This is a genomic window from Jatrophihabitans cynanchi, assembly GCF_027247405.1.
GTDB classification, from domain to species: domain Bacteria; phylum Actinomycetota; class Actinomycetes; order Mycobacteriales; family Jatrophihabitantaceae; genus Jatrophihabitans_B; species Jatrophihabitans_B cynanchi.
This window is the reverse complement of sequence record NZ_CP097463.1, coordinates 888,093-904,440: the sequence shown is the minus strand read 5'-3', so window position 1 is coordinate 904,440 and position 16,348 is coordinate 888,093. Positions and strand designations below refer to the sequence as shown.

Below are 16,348 nucleotides of genomic sequence, written 5' to 3'. Positions count from 1 at the left end.
TTCAGCCCCGCTTGCTGCCGGAGTAGAGCGCGTCGATCTGCTCGGCGTTCTCCTTCATCACGACGCCACGCTTGAGCTTGAGCGACGGGGTGATCTGCCCGCCCGCCTCCGTCCAGTCGGTGCCGAGGATCGTGAACTTGCGGATCGACTCGGCCTTGCTGACCGCCTTGTTCGCCTCGTCCACCGCGGACTGGATCTCGGCCAGCAGCGCCGGATCGTCGACGAGGTCGGCGACCGGGGTGTCGGCGGCGCGGCCGTTCTGCTCCAGCCAGACCGGCAGCGACTCGGGATCGATCGTGACCAGCGCGCCGATGAACGGCTGCTGGTCGCCGACCACGAGCACCTGCCCGACCAGCCAGTGCGCGCGGACCCGGTCCTCGAGCACGGCTGGGGCGACGTTCTTCCCGCCCGCGGTGACGATCAGTTCCTTCTTGCGGCCGGTGATCGTGATGAACCCGTCGGCGTCGATCTCGCCGATGTCCCCGGTGTGGAACCATCCGCGCGCAGTGGCCGGCCTGCCCCCGTTCCCGCCGTCGCCGTCGCTGTCTTCGCTGAACGCGTCACGCGTCGCGTCCTCGTTCTGCCAGTAGCCGGAGAACACGACGGGCGACTTGAACAGCAGCTCGCCGTCCTCGGCGACCTTCACCGTGGCGCCGCCGATGGGGCGCCCGACGGTGCCGACCTTGAGCGCCCCCGGCCGGTTCACCGCGATCCCCGCAGTCGTCTCGGTGAGCCCGTAGCCCTCGTAGATGGTGATGCCGACGCCGCGGAAGAAATGGCCCAGGCGCGCGCCGAGCGGGGCGCCGCCGGACACCGCGGCGATGCACTGCCCGCCGAGCGCGGCACGCAGCTTGCCGTAGACCAGCTTGTCGAACACCGCGTGCTGCAGGCGCAACAGCAGGGGTGCGGTGCCGTGCTCGGTCGCCTGCGAGTACCGGATCGCGACGCTCTCGGCCGCGTCGAAGATCTTGCCCTTGCCCGAGCCGTGCGCCTTCTGCTTGGCGCCGTTGTAGACCTTCTCGAACACCCGCGGCACGGCCAGCACGAAGGTGGGGCGGAAGGCCGCCAGGTCGTCCAGCAGGTTCTTGATGTCCGAGCTGTGGCCGAGCGTGCACCCGGCCGCGAGCGCGCCCACCTCGATGGCCCGGCCGAACACGTGCGCGATCGGCAGGAACAGCAGCGTGGACGTGTCCTCGTTGAAGAACTCGGACAGCCCGTCCAGCAGCTCGGTCACCTCGGTGACGAAGCTGCGGTGAATGAGCTGGCAGCCCTTCGGCCGGCCGGTCGTGCCGGACGTGTAGATGATCGAGGCGAGGTCGTCGAGCGTGACTGCCGTGCGTCGCTTGGTGACCTCCTCGTCGCCGACCTCGGCGCCGGTGGTGCCCAACTGCTCCAGTTCGCCCTTGTCGAACTGCCACACGGCGATCAGATCAGGTGCCCGGTCGCGCACCGACTCGACGATGGCGGCGTGCGCCTCGGTCTCGACGAACGCCCCGCGCGCGCCGGAGTCGGACAGGATCCACTCGACCTGCTCGGCGCTGGACGTCTCGTAGATCGGCACCACGACCGCGCCGACCGTGAACAGCGCGAAGTCGGCGACGGTCCATTCGTAGCGCGTCTTGCTCATCACGGCGACCCGGTCGCCGGGCGCGATCCCGGCCGCGATCAGCCCCTTCGCGGTCGCGGTGACCTCGGCCGCGAACTGCGCGCTGGTGACGTCGACCCAGGCGCCCTTGACCCGGCGCCGCAGCGCGATGTGCTGCGGGCGGTTCGCCGCGTTGTCGAAGACGAAGTCCGCAGTGTTGTTCTGGATCAGCGTGCCGATCGTGCTGGCGACATGGAGCTCCTGCACTCGTCCGTCGTCCCTTCTGCGGTTCTGCTGTGGTTGTGCTGCGGTCGACCGGGGCGCCGCCGGGCGCCGTAGCGGGCCCCGGGCGGTGCGGTCACCGTAACCCTTTGCCCGTCTCGACGCGACTGCGCGCGCCTGGTCTGGGATCGTGGGCCGGTGCCCGCCATCGACATCGTCGACTCGACGTGGATCTGCACGCGGCCGGCCACCCTCGGCGCGATCGTCGCCGAGCCGGCGAACTGGCGCCAGTGGTGGCCGCGGCTGGACCTGCAGGTCGACGAACGGCGTGGCGAGAAGGGGATGCGCTGGTTCGTCGGGCCGAGCGAGGGCGGCACGGTGGCCGGCTCGATGGAGGTCTGGCTGGAGCCTGCGCTGGACGGTGTCGTCGCGCACTATTTCCTGCGCCTGGACGGGACGGGCGGGCGAACGCTGCGCCGCCGCGCCGTGACCGGGCTCACGCGGCGTTACCGGCTGGGCGCCAAGGAGTTGTTCTGGTCGTTGGGCTCCCAACTGGATCCGGGCCGGATTTCCCGGATCGCCGCCCGACGCTCCGGCTGACGGGCCGGTAGCCTGTCGCAGGTGAGCGACGCGTCGACCCAGTCGATCGTGATCGACGCCGGGCCCGGCGCGATCATGGCGGCTATCGCCGACTTCGAGAAGTACCCGGTGTGGACCGGTTCGGTGAAGAAGACCGAGGTGCTCGAGACCGGTCCGGACGGCCGAGCCCGCCGCGTGGCCTTCACCCTGGACGCCGGGGTGTTCCGCGACCAGTACGAGCTGGAGTACGTCTGGGACGGCGACCGGCGCGTCGAGTGGACGCTGGTGCAGGGGCAGATGATGCGGGCCCAGCGCGGCTCGTACACGCTGGAGACCCGCGGCGGCAGCACGCACGTCACCTACTCGCTGTCGGTCGAGCTGATGATCCCGATGCTCGGCATGCTCAAACGCAAGGGTGAGCGGATCGTCATGGACACCGCGCTCAAGGAACTCAAGAAGTACGTCGAGTCCGCTGGATGAGGATCGTCCTGTTCACCGGCAAGGGCGGGGTCGGCAAGACCACCACCGCGTCGGCCACCGCGCTGCGTCTGGCCGACCGCGGCGTGAAGACGCTGCTGCTGTCGACCGACACCGCGCACTCGCTGGCCGACGCGCTGGGTGTGCCGCTGTCCGGCGAGCCCCGCGAGGTCGCCCCGGCACTGTGGGCGGTACAGCTCGACACGCAGCGCCGGTTCGAGGCGGCCTGGCGCGACGTGCAGGACTTCCTCACCGAACTGCTCTCGCGCGGCGGTGTGGACCCGATCACGGCTGACGAGCTGACGGTGCTGCCCGGCGTGGAGGAGGTGCTCGCGCTGCTCGCGGTGCGCGAACTCGCCCTGACCGGCGATTGGGACGCGCTCGTCGTCGACTGCGCACCGACGGCGGAGACGCTGCGCCTGCTCGCGCTGCCGGAGGCGCTGGCCTGGTACCTGCAGAAGGTGTTCCCGGCGCAGCGCCGGCTGGCGCGTGGCATGCGTCCGATCGCGACCGTGCTCGGGCGCGGCGACGCGATCCCGCCGGACAGCCTGTTCGACGCGCTGCTGCGCCTCAACGAGGACCTGGCCGGCGTGCAGCAGTTGCTCGGCGACCCGCAGGTGACCTCGGTGCGGCTCGTGCTCACCCCGGAGGCCGTCGTGGCGGCCGAGGCGCGGCGGACGTTCACCGCGCTCGCGCTGTACGGGTACAACGTCGATCTGGTGGTGGCGAACCGGGTGTTCCCGGCCGGTGACGACGAGTGGCGGCAGGGCTGGGCGGCCGCGCAGCAGGTGCAGCTGGCCTCGATCCGTGAGTCGTTCGCCGGGCTGCCGGTGCGCGAACTGCCTTACCGCGCAGGCGAACCCGTGGGTGCGGACGCACTGCGCGAGGTCGCGGCTGATCTTTACGGCACGCTGCCCGGGGCGGACCCGGCGCCGGTGGGCGCCGCCGATCTGATGCGTGTGGACGCGGACGGCGACTCGTTCGTGCTGAGCCTCGCGCTGCCGCTGGCCGAGCGGGCCGCCGTCGACGCGGTGCGTGCGGGTGACGATCTGGTGGTGACGGTCGGCGGGCACCGGCGGGTGCTGTCGCTGCCGAGCCGGCTGCGACGCTGCGAGGTCGCCGGCGGCGACTTCGACGGTGCGCGGCTGCGGGTGCGGTTCCGTTCGGTGGTCCCGGGAGGCGATCGCGATGAGTGAGCAGTCGAGCGGCGGTCTCGGCGGCGACGAGCTGGGCCGGATGTTGCATGCCGTCCAGGACTGGGCGACGCGCACCTTTCCGCCGGCCGGGGAGCACGAGTCGACCTGCCAGTGGTGCCCGCTGTGCCAGCTCATGGCGGTGCTGCGCGGCGAGCGTCCGGACGTGAACGAGCGGGTGGCCGAGGCGGGCAGCGCGGTCGTGTCGGCGCTGCGCAACCTGCTGGACGCGACCGGCGCCGGCGGGCATGCCTCCGAACCCGAGGACAAGCCGCGGGTGCAGCGCATCGACCTCGGTGGCGAGCCTGCCGGCGACGAGGGCTGAGCGCCTTCATGCCGCTGGCCATCGGTGTCGACATCGGCGGCACCAAGGTGTCCGGGGGAGTGGTTGACGACGCCGGCCGGGTGATCGACCGCGAACGCCGCGCCACGCCGGGCACCGACGTGCGCGCCACCGAGGACGTGATCGTTGAGGTGGTCAGCTCGCTCGCTGCGCGGCACGACGTGTGCGCCGCGGGAATCGGGGCGGCGGGCTGGATCTCCAACGACCGGGCGACTGTGCTGTTCTCGCCGCACCTGGCCTGGCGCAACGAGCCGCTGCGTGAGGCGCTGGCCGGGCGGATCGAACTGCCGCTCATCGTCGAGAACGACGCGAACGCCTCGGCGTACGCCGAGTACCGCTTCGGCGCCGCGCGGGACGAGCCGGCCGTCGTGTGCGTCACGCTCGGCACCGGCATCGGCGGCGGGCTGGTGCTCGGGGGCGCTGTCTACCGTGGCGCGTACGGGCTGGCGTGCGAGTACGGGCACATGACGCTCGTTCCCGACGGGCGGTTGTGTGCCTGCGGCAACCGGGGCTGCTGGGAGATGTATGCGTCGGGACGGGCGCTGGCTCGCGATGCGCGCGAGCTGGCGGCCGAGTCGCCTGTTGCCGCCGCCCGGCTGATCGAGCTGGCCGGCAGCGCCGAGGAGATCACCGGACCACTCGTCACCGCCGCTGCCGCCGCCGGCGATCCCGCCGCATCGTCGATCTGCACGGACATGGGGCGCTGGCTCGGCCGCGGGCTGGCCTCGCTGGCCGCCGCCCTGGACCCGTCGGTGTTCGTGATCGGTGGCGGGGTCTCTGCCGCCGGCGAGTTGCTGCTGCGCCCGGCCCGCGAGGAGTTCGAGCACACCCTGACCGGTCGCGGCTTCCGTCCGTTCGCTCGGGTCGCGCTGGCTGCGCTCGGCCCGGACGCCGGCCTGGTCGGCGCCGCCGAGTTGGCCCGCCGCGCCGTTTAGCCGCGGTTCGCCGATGAGCTTGTGGCATCAGAGCGCGCGAGGAGCGCGTTCACCCGCGAAGATCGGCACGGCGAAGGCGGCGGCAAGCAGGGCGGCCACCCCGAAGATGGTCAACGCGACGGCGAATCCGTAGCTGAGTGCGGCTTGGAACAGCAAGCTGCCGACGCCGAAGCCGGTGAACAACGTGACGGCCATCAGCGCGACCGCCTGGCCGTGCCGGGCGGGCAGGTCGGTGACGATACCGGCGAGCAGGGGTTGGGTCAGGTCGTAACCGAGCGACAGCGCGGTCACCAGCACGGCCACGACCACCAGCGGTGCCGGGGCGGCAAGTCCGAGCGCGATGAACGCTCCGATCGCGAGGCCGGACGGTATCAGTCGGGCCCGCCCGACTCGGTCGGCCAGCCGACCGATCACCGGCCCGAGCAGGAAACCGGGAATGCCGTAGCCGAGCAGGCCCAGACCGATACCGATCGGCCCGAGTCCGAAACGCTGGTGCAGGTACAGCCCGAGCCAGGTGTAGATCCCCGAGTGCAACACCGCGTTGAACCCGACGAAGTAGTAGGTACGACGCGCGCGGGAGTCAGCCAGCAGATCGAGATAGCCACGTGCCACCGCTCGGCGCGGCTCGGACCAGACCGGTCGCGGCTGACCCGGCACCGTGCCGGCCACGAACGCAGCGGCGATGGCGGCGGCCACGGCGACGACCAGGAACAGGCTGGCCCAGCCGACGACGGGTTCTGCCAGGGCCCCGGCCGTGGAGCCGATGGCCATGCCACCGGCCATGCCACCGAACAGCCACCCGAGGGCATGCCCGCGCCTGTCGTAGGGCACGACGTCGCCGATCAGCGCGACGCTGACCGGGATGATTCCGCTTGCAGCCAGGCCGGCCGCGGCCCGCCACAGGATGAACGCGCCCGCCCCGGTTGCGGTGGCCGTGGCGGCGGTCAGGCCGGCGAATGTGGCCAGGCAGACGATGATGACCGGACGCTTCCCGATCCGATCCGCGAGCGGCCCCCACACCAGGCTCGCCACGCCGTACGGGACGAGATAGGCGGGCACCGCCAGACCGATGAGTCCCACTCGGCTGCCGAAGACCTGCGCCAGGCGCGGAAGGATCGGGGCGATCATGAAGGCCTGCGCGAAGATCAGAAAGGCCGCGCCGGTCAGCACCATCAACATCCCGCGAGAGGCGGCAGTCGGTGCCGGTCCGCTGTCGCGCACCGATCGGGCCCGGTCCGCCCGGGTCACGCGGCCGGCTCGGGGCCGGATCCAACGGCCTTCTCCCGCGCGTAGTGCCGCCGAGCCTTGGCCCGGTTGCCGCACCCGGCCATCGAACACCAGCGGCGGCGGCCGGACGGGTCATAGAAGAACAGGACGCAGGGCGGCTGTGCGCAGCGCCGAATCGACGCCGGGCCAGTGCTGCGTAGGTGCAGGTAGTCGTCGGCGGCCTGCCAGGCAAGGCGCCAAGTCTCATCGCTGAGTACCACCCGCTCCCGGAGCTGACCATGGTCGAGTGCCCGAACGATCAACCCACGCGCCAGGACGGCATTGAGCTGCTCCTCGGCCCCGGCGAGCCCGTCGATCACAGCTCGGAGTACCGACCGGGTATGCACGAGCGTCGCCCGCACGTGCTCGTCGGTGCGCCCAGCCGGCAGTTCGCGCTCCCGCAGCCAGCTGCGCAAGCCGGACACGGTAGCCAGCCAATCGCGGTCCTGGCCGCGTTCGACCCATACGGTGTTGAGCAGGTCGACGCTGAGCGGTTCACCGGTCAGCGGACGTTCCACGTCTTGAGCATAACCACTGGCACTCGATCGTCTGGTTATGATCACCGAGGGGTGCCCTTAGCGCACAGCTGATCCGGTCCGAGCACCATTGGCAGCCTAACTGCTTGCCACTTCGTAGTTGGTTAGTCATGCACGAGGTGACAGACGAGTGACGCACGACCTGATGCACCCGGAGCGGCCGTCGCACCGGCTGGTTCGAGTTCAGCGCGGCGTGATCCCGCGGGCGCGAAGCGCGGCTTGGGTGCGGTCGGCGGCCTGGAGCTTGTCGAGGATGTGGGAGACGTGGTTCTGCACCGTCTTCAGCGACAGGTCCAGGGTGCGGGCGATCTGTTTGTTGCTCAGGCCGTCCGCGAGTAGCGCCAGTACTTCGCTTTCTCGGTGGGTCAGGTTGGGGCCGAGTGGTACCGCGGCGCTTGGCGCGGGCTGGGCGGCAAGGCGGCTGGCAATTGCTGCGCCGAAGACGGCGCCACCGGCCGCGACGGTGCGGATCGCCGCGCTGATCTCTTCCGCCGAGGCGCCCTTGAGCACGTAACCGCGGGCTCCGGCGCGCAGCGCGGCCAGCACCGAGTCATCGTCGTCGACCATGGTGATGACCAGGACCGCGGTGGCCGGCGCGAGGTCGAGGACTTGCCGGGTCGCCTCGACGCCGGAGGCGCCGGGCAGGTTGAGGTCCATCAGGACCACGTCGGGCGGCGACTGGCGTACCGCGTCGAGGGCTTGTTCTGCGGTGCCGACCGCGCCGGCGATCTGGACGGCGTCGAGGGTGGCGAGCAGCCCGGTCAGGCCGTCGCGGAACACCGGGTGGTCGTCGACGATCAGCACGCGGGTCACGATGTCACGGTCCCGGCGGGCCGGGTCGGCAGTACGGCTGTCACGCGCAGCCCGGGCTCGGCCGGGACGATGGACAGGGTGCCGCCGAGTTCTTCGGCCCGTTCGCGCATGGTCGCCAGACCGTGTCCGGCTCCGGGGCCGTCGAGCAGGCCGGTGCCGTCGTCGACGACGACCACGACCAGGTCGGTGTCATCGTGGGCGAGCGTCACGCAGCACTGGCGTGCGTGCGCGTGGCGCACGACGTTGGTCACCGCCTCGAGCACGATCCGGAACGCGGCCACCTCGACCGCGGCCGGCAACGTCGTCACGTCCGGACCCGGGCGCAGTTCAGCGGTGACGTCGGAGCCGCGGGTGAGCCGGTCGACCGCTTGGCGGCAGGCGTCGACGAGCCCGAGTTCGTCGAGTGCAGGTGGGCGCAGTCCTTCGACGATGTGTCGCACGTCGACGACGGTGGCCCGGATCTGTTCGCTGAGATCGGCCAGCTGCCACGCTGCCGCGTCGGTGTCCTTGGTCAGTAGTGCGCGTGCGGTCTCGGCCTTGAGGGTGAGGCCGGCGAGCGCCGGCCCGATCCCGTCATGCAGGTCGCGACGCAGTCGTCGTCGCTCTTCCTCGCGTGCCAGCACGAGGCGTTCGCGCGTGCGCTGCAGGTCGTCGAGCAGGGAACGCGCGTGCATGGTGCCGCCGAGGTGCGCGGCGAGGTCGCGGATGAGCCGCTGCTCTGAGTCGCTGAGCTGGCGATCCGGCTGGCTGAAGCACAATTCGCCCACGACGGTGTTGTACGCGTGCAGGGGAACTGACCGGTTCGCGCGCTCGGCCGCGCCGGCGACGAGCGTCCCGGAGGCATCGCGCACGCTGATGAGCTCCAGGTCGAGCTCAGTGCCGAGCTGGGCGACGGCGGCATCGAGCAGGCGCTCGACGTCACCGGTGGCCCCGAGCTGCGCGGTGAGGCCCGAGAGCACCTCGTAGGGGTCGCGCCATCGTCCATAGACGACGCGGTGCACGACACGTTGCAGCCGGTCGCGCAGCGGCACGAGCGCGAGCGCGGCGACCCCTGCGGCCAGCGCCGGTGGCCACCACGCGGACTTGTCCGGGCTGGCGGCAGCCGCAACGACGACGACCGCGACGTAGATGGCGGCGATGCTGGTGGTGAGCAGTAACCAGAGGATGGTGCGGTTGGCCGCCCGGCGCAGGTCGTACAGGCCGTGGTTGAGGACAGCGACCGCGACGGCGATCGGCAGTGGCAGGCCGGCGAGGGAGAACACGAACCGGGGCGGCCCGCTGCTGCTCGATGTGGTGACGACGGCCAGCACAGCGATGAGGAACAGCGCCGACACGGCGATCGCGCAGCCGAACAGCAGCAACTGCTGACGCACCACCGGTCCGCCGCGTCGCCAGCGATGTACCAGCCCGGCGAAGGCGCCGACCGCGCAGACGATGATCAGCAGCACGCCGAGGACGTCGAGCCCCTGCAGGTTGTCCCCGAGCTTGCCGGCGGGCGTGAACGGGCCGTGCCAGTGGTTGCCCAGCCGCGTCTCGATCGGCGCGACGAGGCTGGCTATCACCGCCACGAGCGCGGTGGCGGTCAGCGTCCAGCCCAGCCAGCGGTAGCGTGGCCCGGCCAGGCGCCCGTCCGGGAAATAGGCAGGGACGGCTGCGTCCGTCAGCAACGGCGCCAGGGTGCGCAACGCTACCCCGAAGGTCACCAGGTACGCCGCGCCGTGGACTGATCCGGGGGCGGTCCGGACACCGTGTACGCCGGCCTCGGTGAGCGCCTCGGCCAGCGCGCCGATCACTCCGCTGGCCAGGATGAACCAGCCGATCACGTTGCGCGGCGCAGCCAACGCGACAATCGCGCCGACCACCGCAGTGATCGCGCTGACCACCCCGCCGACGATCTCGTCCAGGTAGTAGTCGTGGTTGCCCTTGTCGACCGCGGCCGCGGCCATCGACGCGGCGAGGGTCAGCGCGACGAGCGCGACAACCGCCGCCACGCCGTAGGCGTGACGGCGGCCCGTCGTGGTAGCGACAGTCACGACCCTATGGTCCCGCCGGGAGGGTCGAATCGTCATGAACTCAACAGCTTGCCGTGTTGATCGAGTGGTGCGGCGGCCCGGCGAAGGCTTCGCTGCCCGGCGTCCAGTTGGCGTGGCTGTTTCCGTGGATCGCCAGTGCGGCGCCGGACTGGTCGGTGCCGTTGAAGGAGAAGGTGAAGCCGAACTGCCCGTTCTGCTTGTTGTCGGACACTCCGAACCACTGGGTCAGGTGACCGGCGACGACGTTGTCTGCCGGGCCGGTCGGTGTCGCGGTGATATCGCCTTGGTCGTCGACAACGGTCACATCGACGTTGGCGGGGTCGTAGAAGCTGAGTGTGACATCGCCGGTGAAGGTGTTCGTCGCCCAGAAATCGCCCGCCTTGTTGATGTTGTTGTGCTCGACTCCATTGCCGCTGCCGACCATGAGCACGTAGTCGGCAATGACGTAGGACGGGCAGCCGGTACCGGCGCCGAGCGGCGTCTGCCATTCGTTCAGGTCGGAGAAGTGCGCGGTCTGGCTGCACGAGGTGGTGATCGTCGAACCACATGCCAGCACCGGCGCGGTGTCGGCCGACGCGGGCGTCGCCAAGGCGGCTCCGGTGGCCAGAATGAGCGCGGTCAGCGCCGCGAGGCGCGCCTTCACCGCGCAGCTCCGGCCGCGATTGTGCGGTGGTGCGCCCGCATCAGAACGGCGACTGCGAGCGTGAGAGACACCGCAGCCGCCAGCGCCGTGATCGATTGGGTCGTCCAGTCCAACGCGGACGTGCGCTTCCATCCCGGGAAGCTCACCACGTCCAAGATCGACAGCAGACCGACCACGACTGCGCCGGCGGTGATCCGGCCGTGCCGGAGGAGTTCGGCGCCGACCAGCCACGGGAGCAGCATCAGGGCCAGCATGACCGGCTCGCTGTCCGGGGCGTGCTCGACGCTGGTGATGATCGCAGCGATGGGATTGCCGAGGCCAAGCGCGACCGCCAGGACCGTCAGAGTTCGGGTGTTCATGGGCTGCTCCTTCGCAACTGGGTAACGGACGCCCAGCAGCTTCGCCGTCCGACACTCCCGAGCAGAAGAGACCAGTTCCCCACCGGCCCGGGAAGATCTCCCGATCGACCGGCGCGCGACGTCAAACCTGGCCCGATGCGAGCACCTGCGGGTCGGCGCGGTGCTCGCAGCCATGTGGGCGCGACTCGCGCTCACAATCGACGGATCGGGCCGGTCGCCTAGTGCGTACGTATGGCGACCGCCGGCACTCGGCAGTTCACTACGTTCGATCACGCCGACCGACCCGATCGCCGATTAGCGCGTGCCAGGCGAGCGCTGATCTCGTCGTGTGCGTGATGGTTATGCGCACCCTGACGCTCCTTGGTCCCCCACGCGGGGCGTGATCTTGGTTGACGCCGAATGTGCATGATGGGGAGATAGGGGTATGCCTCAGGCAGACAATCCAATCGAGAGCGCTTCAGACGACCTGCTTCGTCGCGGCAAGGTCGCCAAGTCGGTGTCTGACAGCCTGCGTGTCGTCGACGCCAGCCGTGGCTATGTTTTTGGCGTACTCGGTCCTTGGGGTTCCGGCAAGACCTCGTTGGTCAACCTCGTCCGAGAGAACCTGGCCCAGATGCCAGCGGTGCCGGTACTCGACTTCAACCCGTGGATGTTCTCGGGCGCCGAGCAGCTGATGGAGTCCTTCTTCAACGAGATGGCTGGTCAGCTGCGGCTCAAGGGCAAGCGGTTCACAGCGATCGCCGACTCGCTTGACTCGTACGCCCAGCTACTCACGCCGTTCATGGGATTGCCGGTCGTCGGAGCCTGGCTGGCCCGCTTCCGCAGCGCTTCAGGCTACGTCAAGAAGGTGAGCGACGAGCGTAAGGGCACCATCCAGACCCGCCGGGCCGACCTGGTCAAGCATCTGAGCGACCTGGACGTGCCGATCGTCGTCGTCATCGACGATATCGACCGTCTCACCACGGCCGAGGTGCGCGAGATCTTCAAGCTGGTCCGTCTCACGGCGAGCTTCCCCAACGTGATCTACCTGCTCGCCTTTGATCGTCGCCGGGTCGAAGAGGCGCTGACTGACGATGGCGTCGTCGGCCGCGACTACCTCGAAAAGATCATGCAGACGACGGTAGACATTCCGCAGCTGCCAGAGCGACTGCTCCTGACCACCTTCGGACGCGTGCTGAACGAAGCGATCGATGCCACGGGCGCTCGCATCCGATTCGACGAAGCTCGCTGGCCGGATGTCCTATCCGAGATCGTCTGGCCGTTGATCAAGAACATGCGGGACGTCCGCCGGTTCGCCAGCTCGATAGACGCCTCGCTCCGAGAGTTGCAGGATGACATCGAGCTCGTCGATCTCTTAGCGCTTGAGGCGATCCGCGTGTTCATGCCCGATACGTTCAATGCGATCTATGGATGCCAGGCCTACCTGACCGAAGTGCGGGACACGTTCGCAATCCACGCCGGCCGAGATGACATCGGCAAGGCAGCTGTCGAATCGCTGATTGCGACGGCCGAGTCCGAAGGACATCGCGACATCGCCTCAGCAATGATGGAGCGCCTCTTCCCTGCGGGGTTGCGGTACACCTCGGGGAGTCGCCACGGGTCTGACTGGCTCGCCTCGTGGTTCAAGGCGCGACGCGTTGCCCACGGTGAGATACTGCGTCGCTATCTGGAACGACTCGCTGGCGAGGGCATGGACGCGTTCATCGCCGCTGAACGTTTGTACGGACATTTCACTGACCAAGCCGCTCTAGAGGCGGCACTAGACGAGATCGAGCCGAGCCTGCTGGAAGACGTCATCTCAGCGCTTACGGCTTATGAGCACGAGTACCGGGCGGAGTCTGTCCTCCCGGCATCGGTGGTCTTGCTCAATAAGCTCCCATCCGTCCCAGAGCGCCAGCGCGGAGTCTGGGATCTGGTCGATGCACGCATCGTCGTCGCACGGGTTGTGCTTCGTTTGATCCGCAAGCTGGAAACCGAAGACGATGTTCTCGCCATAGTGAAGGCCGCGCTGCCGCAGATTCGCTACCTGTCGTCACGCCTCGAGCTGATAACGATCGTCGGGCACCAGGAGGGTGCAGGGCACAGGCTCGTCGCCGAGGCGGACGCCGCAGCATTGGAAACGGAGCTGGGCGCACAGGTCGTCGCTACCCCGCCGGCAGTGTTGGCGGGCGAACGCGATCTGCTCCGCCTCCTTTACGGTGCGCACAAGTTCGGTGCCGACGTCCCGGCATACCTCAAGAACAACGGCACTCCCGAACTGTTCGTAGCAGTGATCAGCGACGCTCGGAGCTTCATACGGAGTCAGGCGACGGGAAGTCGCGCCGTCCGGAGGTCGGCGCGACTGTCCTGGGAGGCGCTGGTCACGGTCTTCGGATCGCAGGATGCGGTCAGAGATGCCGTGGATCGGGCGCGCGGTTTCGACGACTCCGAGGATTTCGCATCCCTAATCGACCTAGCTGATCGGTACTTGGGCGGATGGAAGCCACCCGACTTCGGCGACGATGACTAGCGCGCGCCGTTGCGTGGGGCACCGCGGGCACTTCGGCCGAGGTCTACCGTCAGCTTCGTGGAACTCGCCCTCGATGCGATCGCTGACCTGCCCGACGATGGGTCGCGCCAGCGCGAGACCTACGCCCGGTACGGGCTCGCGATGTACTTCGCGCAGGTCTTCGAACACGGGCTCGTCAACGCCATCGTCCTGGTACGGCAGGTCAACGGGCACATCGCTGAACGGTCCGACTGGGACCGCACGTTCGAGGGTCAGTTCCGCAAAGCAGCGTCCGACCTGGCCCGTCGCGTCGGCAAGTATGGGGGCCTCAGCGATGGAGACAAGGCGATCCTGGAGCAGTCGGTGAACGAGCGCAACAGGCTGGCGCACCGCTACTTCCGCGACCACGTCGAAGATTCGATAAACACCGTAGGAATGCAGCGCATGCTCGATGATGCGGACCAGGTGCGCGAGCTGTTCATCCATGCCGACGCGATCTCCGAGCGTCTATGCGAGCAGGCGATCGAGCAGCTCGGCATTCCAGCACACGCGAGGGCGGACGTCGTCGCGCAGCTCCGAGCGCAGATTCGCGAACGCGACGGCAATTGACGCCAACGTCTCGCACACTTGGCGTGCGATAGGACCCCGCTTCGGGGCATCCCTATCGATCCATCTGGGCAGGTCCGTGTGCACGGGCGAGTACGCATATCGACGGTTCTTGCGCGACTCGACACGTTCAGGATCGCGTTCACGTGAACGCGCATTGCGGCGGATGGGTCTGCTGCACGAACGGGTGACAGGTCAAGATGTCACCTATCCGTGCAGCAGATCCCGTCGGCGCGTTGCCACGACAGAGGAGTACGCCGCCTTCGGGTGCGTCTGAAGTGCAATCGCTGTTCGCCGATCGGCCTTGCCTCGGCGTCTAGCGTTGGGGCGTGGCCGAGGTTGATCCAGACGACGACACGATTTGGCGTTGGGTCATTTACCACCGGCGGTTCGACTGCACGCGGCGTGAGCGTCGAGAGGTCGTCGTCGCCGCCTACGACAGTGAGGCGGAGTTCGAGCGCGAGTTCGAGCGGTACAGCGCCCGCGTTCGGGATGAGATCGGCGGCGGCACTTGCGACCCGCGGGACGAGGTCGTCAGCGGCAGCGTGCTGCACCCCGGCTACCGCGACGAGCAGGCCCGGGGCCACCTCGTCCGGCGCGCCATGGAACACGGTGTCGACCCGCGGCCACTGCTCACGGGCGGGCCGTTGCCGTCAAACATGGCGGTGTTCGGGGTCGGCGATGACGGCGATCCGTTTCACTACGGTGGCGGGCAGCCACCCAAATCACCGGGTCGTGTCCGGCGATTCTGGCGCGCACTGCCCTAGGCAGTGCGGGTCGGACCCTGCGCGCCCGGCAGTGGCACAGGCCATGCGAACCACATGCCTACCTGTCCGTGGCACTGGGCACGTCGTCCGCCACCAGTTCACTTCGAGTCCTCGCCCGGAGGGATCTCTCGGACGCCGTCGCGGTCGAGCCGGAATACGCGACCGCATGTAGTACACGTAAGGATCAGCGGCTGCCCGGCAACGTGCGTCTCCAGATCCACCTTCAGGTGTGCGCTGTCGTCTGGACACGCCACGTAGTCCACCGAGCAAGGCTAGGTCACTTCGCCGAGCGCCGGTCAAGATCAACGGGATGTGCGCGACCTTTCGGCATGACACTGCGATCGGACCGATCCATCTGTGCGGCCGACATCATCTTGCGGACTGCGCGATAACGACAGGTAGGCGTGCGACCGCCTATCGGCGAGTCGGGGTGAGTTCGGCGATTGCATCACGATCGTCGGTTCCCGGCTTGGTCGGCCTCGCGACGGTCTCTGGGATCGCTGTCAAACGCCTGGCCGGTGGGACTCGCCGCACGCCTTCGCGGTAGGAAGGTACGTATGCGCATCTTCTTCACCGGTGGCAGCGGGAAGGCCGGCAGGCACGTTGCGCCGTATCTCGCCGAGCAAGGCCACCAGGTCACGAACGCCGACCTCGTCCCGATGCGGCACCCAGGGGTCGCTGATCTTCGCGTCGACCTCACCGACGCAGGGGAGACCTACTCGGCGCTCGCCGGGCTAGCGACCTTCGAGGAGCTGGATCTACCGTCGAAGCCGAGCTACGACGCTGTGGTGCACTTCGCCGCGGTACCGGCGATCCTGCTGAGGTCCGACGCAGCGACGTACGCGACGAACGTGCTCAGCACCTTCAACGTGCTCGAGGCCGCGACCCGGCTGGGGGTGCGCAAGATCGTGTTCGCGTCCTCGGAGACCACCTACGGGATCTGTTTCGCTCAGGGCGAGCGGCGCCCGCTCTACGTGCCGGTCGATGAGAATCATCCGACGGTTCCTGAGGATGCCTACGCGATGTCGAAGGTTGCCGGCGAGGTGACAGCGCGCTCGTTCCAGGCGCGGACCGGGGCGGACGTGTACGGCTTGCGGATCAACAACGTCATCGAGCCCCACAAGTACGCGCAGAAGTTCCCTGCCTTCCTCGCTGACCCGTCGCTACGGCGCCGCAACCTGTTCGCCTACATCGACGTCCGTGACCTTGGGCAGCTGGTGCAACGATGCCTGCAGACCGATGGACTGGGTTACGAGGTCTTCAACGTCGCGAACGCCGACATGTCCGTGGCTGCGACGACTCAGGAAATCCAGGACCGCTTCTACAACGGCGTGGAGGTACGCCGGAAGTTGGCTCGCGACGAGACCTTCTACGCGATCGACAAGGCCCGCGACCTGCTTGGCTTCGCCCCGCGTCACTCCTGGCGCGAGGTGCTCAGTGACCCTGGCGCTGGCCACGGCTGAACCATGGGTACCACCGTCCGCCGCCGCACCTTGGCCGCAG

The 16,348-nt window shown here is 68.8% G+C and carries 16 protein-coding genes; 9 read left to right on the top strand and 7 right to left on the bottom strand.

The features are described from left to right. Position 1: 1 nt before the first annotated feature. Complete coding sequence (locus M6B22_RS04405; RefSeq protein ID WP_269444565.1) at positions 2 to 1,852, bottom strand: AMP-dependent synthetase/ligase; 1,851 nt, start codon at positions 1,850 to 1,852, stop codon at positions 2 to 4. A 153-nt stretch (positions 1,853 to 2,005) separates the two neighbouring features. Between M6B22_RS04405 and M6B22_RS04400 the strand changes: the two genes are divergently transcribed. From M6B22_RS04400 to M6B22_RS04380, 5 genes are read left to right on the top strand one after another with little or no spacing between them, the layout of a single operon-like run. Beyond that, the gene (locus M6B22_RS04400) at positions 2,006 to 2,407 is read left to right on the top strand and encodes a hypothetical protein (RefSeq protein WP_269444564.1); all 402 of its coding nucleotides are present in this window, start codon (positions 2,006 to 2,008) and stop codon (positions 2,405 to 2,407) included. A 21-nt stretch (positions 2,408 to 2,428) separates the two neighbouring features. Further along, positions 2,429 to 2,866 (top strand): SRPBCC family protein, encoded by a 438-nt coding sequence (locus M6B22_RS04395; RefSeq protein WP_269444563.1) that lies wholly within the window; start codon positions 2,429 to 2,431, stop codon positions 2,864 to 2,866. Next, a complete protein-coding gene (locus tag M6B22_RS04390; protein ID WP_269444562.1) occupies positions 2,863 to 4,059 on the top strand; it encodes an ArsA family ATPase in 1,197 nt (398 codons plus the stop codon). The genes M6B22_RS04395 and M6B22_RS04390 overlap by 4 nt, the downstream gene beginning before the upstream one ends. Further along, complete coding sequence (locus M6B22_RS04385) at positions 4,052 to 4,381, top strand: hypothetical protein (protein ID WP_269444561.1); 330 nt, start codon at positions 4,052 to 4,054, stop codon at positions 4,379 to 4,381. Before M6B22_RS04390 ends, M6B22_RS04385 begins: the two co-directional genes overlap by 8 nt. 8 nt (positions 4,382 to 4,389) lie before the next feature. Then, a complete protein-coding gene (locus M6B22_RS04380; protein WP_269444560.1) occupies positions 4,390 to 5,334 on the top strand; it encodes an ROK family glucokinase in 945 nt (314 codons plus the stop codon). Between the two features lie 27 nt (positions 5,335 to 5,361). Here M6B22_RS04380 and M6B22_RS04375 read toward each other — a convergent pair whose 3' ends face one another. From M6B22_RS04375 to M6B22_RS04350, 6 genes are all read right to left on the bottom strand, one after another. Next, entirely contained in the window at positions 5,362 to 6,513 is a 1,152-nt protein-coding gene (locus M6B22_RS04375) for an MFS transporter (protein WP_269444559.1), read from the bottom strand. A gap of 65 nt (positions 6,514 to 6,578) precedes the next feature. After that, positions 6,579 to 7,118, bottom strand: a complete 540-nt coding sequence (locus M6B22_RS04370) for a CGNR zinc finger domain-containing protein (RefSeq protein ID WP_269444558.1) — start codon at positions 7,116 to 7,118, stop codon at positions 6,579 to 6,581. Between the two features lie 201 nt (positions 7,119 to 7,319). Beyond that, positions 7,320 to 7,949, bottom strand: coding sequence for a response regulator (locus M6B22_RS04365; protein WP_269444557.1), 630 nt, complete (start codon positions 7,947 to 7,949; stop codon positions 7,320 to 7,322). After that, positions 7,946 to 9,982 carry a sensor histidine kinase gene (locus M6B22_RS04360; RefSeq protein WP_269444556.1) on the bottom strand — a complete coding sequence of 679 codons (2,037 nt, stop codon included), beginning with the start codon at positions 9,980 to 9,982 and terminating at the stop codon, positions 7,946 to 7,948. The genes M6B22_RS04365 and M6B22_RS04360 overlap by 4 nt, the downstream gene beginning before the upstream one ends. A 40-nt stretch (positions 9,983 to 10,022) precedes the next feature. Next, complete coding sequence (locus tag M6B22_RS04355; RefSeq protein WP_269444555.1) at positions 10,023 to 10,625, bottom strand: hypothetical protein; 603 nt, start codon at positions 10,623 to 10,625, stop codon at positions 10,023 to 10,025. After that, complete coding sequence (locus M6B22_RS04350; protein ID WP_269444554.1) at positions 10,622 to 10,984, bottom strand: hypothetical protein; 363 nt, start codon at positions 10,982 to 10,984, stop codon at positions 10,622 to 10,624. Before M6B22_RS04350 ends, M6B22_RS04355 begins: the two co-directional genes overlap by 4 nt. Before the next feature lie 424 nt (positions 10,985 to 11,408). On the opposite strand from M6B22_RS04350, the gene M6B22_RS04345 reads away from it, so the two are divergent. From M6B22_RS04345 to M6B22_RS04330, 4 genes are all read left to right on the top strand, one after another. Then, positions 11,409 to 13,493 (top strand): KAP family P-loop NTPase fold protein, encoded by a 2,085-nt coding sequence (locus tag M6B22_RS04345; RefSeq protein WP_269444553.1) that lies wholly within the window; start codon positions 11,409 to 11,411, stop codon positions 13,491 to 13,493. Between the two features lie 57 nt (positions 13,494 to 13,550). Next, the gene (locus M6B22_RS04340) at positions 13,551 to 14,081 is read left to right on the top strand and encodes a hypothetical protein (RefSeq protein WP_269444552.1); all 531 of its coding nucleotides are present in this window, start codon (positions 13,551 to 13,553) and stop codon (positions 14,079 to 14,081) included. A gap of 326 nt (positions 14,082 to 14,407) precedes the next feature. Further along, positions 14,408 to 14,845 carry a hypothetical protein gene (locus M6B22_RS04335; protein ID WP_269444551.1) on the top strand — a complete coding sequence of 146 codons (438 nt, stop codon included), beginning with the start codon at positions 14,408 to 14,410 and terminating at the stop codon, positions 14,843 to 14,845. Between the two features lie 557 nt (positions 14,846 to 15,402). Next, complete coding sequence (locus M6B22_RS04330) at positions 15,403 to 16,308, top strand: NAD-dependent epimerase/dehydratase family protein (protein WP_269444550.1); 906 nt, start codon at positions 15,403 to 15,405, stop codon at positions 16,306 to 16,308. Positions 16,309 to 16,348 lie beyond the last annotated feature (40 nt).